This is a genomic window from Streptomyces sp. NRRL S-87, from assembly GCF_000719335.1.
Classification (GTDB): domain Bacteria; phylum Actinomycetota; class Actinomycetes; order Streptomycetales; family Streptomycetaceae; genus Streptomyces.
This window is the reverse complement of sequence record NZ_JOGB01000142.1, coordinates 1-2,714: the sequence shown is the minus strand read 5'-3', so window position 1 is coordinate 2,714 and position 2,714 is coordinate 1. Positions and strand designations below refer to the sequence as shown.

Annotated in this window: 1 protein-coding gene; it reads left to right on the top strand. The window is 73.4% G+C overall.

Annotated features, from left to right (window positions below):
• Nucleotides 1–2,714: condensation domain-containing protein (locus IF43_RS0135390; protein WP_030211031.1), on the top strand; the 2,714-nt coding region annotated here is incomplete at both ends.

The following is a 2,714-nucleotide window of genomic DNA, read 5'->3' as shown; positions in this document are numbered from 1 at the left end:
GACCACCGACACCCCCACCACGACCCGCGGCACGGACGCCGACCACCTCGTCCTGGACGCTCCGGAGACCGCGGCCGAGCTCACCGGCTACTCGGCCGCACAGGTGACGGACGGCGAGCGACGTAGCCCGGCCGCGGTGGCCCACCCCGCCTACGTGATCTACACCTCCGGCTCGACCGGCCGCCCCAAGGGCGTCGTCGTCACCCACGCGGGCCTCGCCGCCCTCGCCGTCCAGTACGCCGTCGCACTCGCCGTGGACACCGGCAGCCGGGTGCTGCAGTTCGCCTCCCCCAGCTTCGACGCCCACGTCTACGAAGTGATCATGGCCCTGGCGGCGGGCGCGGCCCTCGTCATGGCCCCGGCCGACGAGCTCCTGCCCGGCCCCGAGCTGGAGCACCTCGTCGACGAGCAGCGCATCACCCACCTCTGGGTACCGCCCGCCGTCCTGGGCGTGCTGTCGCCCGGCACCCTGTCGGGTGTGAGCACGCTGTCCCTCGGGGGTGAGGCGCTCCCCGAGGAACTGGTCCGGATCTGGTCACCCGGCCGGACGATGGTCAACGTCTACGGGCCCACGGCCGAGCGGTTCGTGCCCGACCCCTTCGGACCGGCCGGATCGCGCATGTACCGCACGGGCGACCTCGTGCGGTGGAACGGCGACGGCGAACTGGAGTGCCTCGGGCGGACGGACCACCAGGTCAAGGTGCGCGGTGCCCGGATCGAGCTGGGCGAGATCGAGTCCGTGCTCTCGGGGCACGACTCCGTGGCCAGGGCCGTCGTGGTGGCCCGCGAGGACCGGCCCGGTGACCGGCGCATCGTCGCCTACGTGGTTCCGGCGGCCGGCGCCGACGGGATCGACGAGCAGCTGCTCCGGACCTTCTGCGGCCGGTCGCTGCCCGAGGTCATGGTGCCCGCGGCAGTGGTCGAGGTGGACGGGTTCCCCCTCACGCCGAACGGGAAGCTGGACCAGCGGGCGCTGCCGGCCCCCCGCTACGCGGCCGACACGGCCGCCTGGCGTGCGCCGCGCACCCCGCGGGAGGAGCTCCTGTGCGATCTGTTCGCGGAGGTCCTCGGGCTCGAGCGGGTGGGCATCGACGACGGCTTCTTCGACATCGGCGGGCACTCGCTGCTGGCGACGCGGCTCGTCAGCCGCGTCCGCACGCTGCTCGGCGTCGAGCTGACGATCAGCACTCTGTTCGACGCGTCCACTCCCGCCAGGCTCGGCGCCGCGCTCGCCGACGCGCCCCGGTCCCGCGGGGCGCTCGGATCGCAGCCCCGTCCCCGTCTGCTCCCGCTGTCCTCCGCCCAACGCCGGCTGTGGTTCCTGGACCACCTCGAAGGCCCCAACGCGACGTACAACGAACACGTGGCGTTCCGGCTGTCGGGGGCGCTGGACGCCGAGGCCCTGCGGGCGGCCCTCCAGGACGTGGTGGGTCGCCACGAGGCACTGCGCACGGTCTTTCCCGAGGCGGACGGTGAGCCGTACCAGCGCGTGCTGGACCCGGCCGAGGTACGGCTCGAGTTCGACGTACGGGAGGTCGCCGGGCCCGCTCTCGGCGAGGTGATCCGCCGGGCCGTGGGGCGGACCTTCGATCTGGTGCACGACCTGCCGGTCCGGGCCTCGCTGTTCGTCGTGGGGCCCGAGGAGCACGTCCTCCTCCTGGTGTTGCACCACATCGCGTGCGACGGCTGGTCGATGGCCCCGCTGGCGCGGGACCTGTCGCTGGCGTACGAGGCCCGGCAGAAGGACGGCGCCCCCTCGTGGGCGCCGCTGCCGGTGCAGTACGCGGACTACACGCTGTGGCAGCGGGACCTGCTGGGTGATCCCGCGGACCCGGGCAGCGTGTACGCGCGGCAGCTGGCGTACTGGACCGCGGAACTCGACGGGCTGCCGGACGTGTTGGCGCTGCCGGCCGACCGGCCGCGGCCCGCGGTGTCGAGCCACCGGGGCGGGGCGGTGTCGTTCCGGTGCGGGCGTGAGCTGCACCGGGGTCTGGCGCGGCTGGCGCAGGAACACGAGTGCACGGTGTTCATGGTCGTGCAGGCCGCCGTCGCGGCGCTGCTGACGCGTCTGGGCGCGGGCACCGACATCCCGATCGGGTCGCCCGTCGCGGGGCGGACGGACGAGGCCCTCGACGACCTCGTCGGTTTCTTCGTCAACACGCTGGTGCTGCGCACCGACACGTCCGGGGACCCGACCTTCCGGGAGCTGCTGCAGCGCGTGCGCACGACCGACCTGGCGGCCTACAACCACCAGGACCTGCCGTTCGACCGCCTGGTGGAGGCCCTCAACCCGGGCCGCTCCCTGGACCGCAACCCGCTGTTCCAGGTGATGCTGGCGTTCCAGAACAACGTCCGGGCCTCCTGGGACATCGCCGGCATCGGCATCAGCGACGAGCCCGTCCGCTCGGACGTCTCGAAGTTCGACCTGGCGTTCTCCATGCGGGACGTGGCCGGTGCCGGCGGACGGCTTGGCGGCCTCGACGGCACCCTGGAGTACGCCGCCGATCTGTTCGACCGGGAGTCCGCCGAAGCGATCGCGGCGCGTCTGGTGCGGTTGCTGGAGGCGGTCGTCGCGGATCCCGAGCTGCCGCTCGGGCAGGTCGACGTCCTGTCGTCGCTGGAGCGGCGGCGGGTGCTGACCGAGTGGAACGACACGGCACTGGCGCTCCCCGCGAGGACGTTCCCGGAACTGTTCGAGGAGCAGGCCGCCCGCA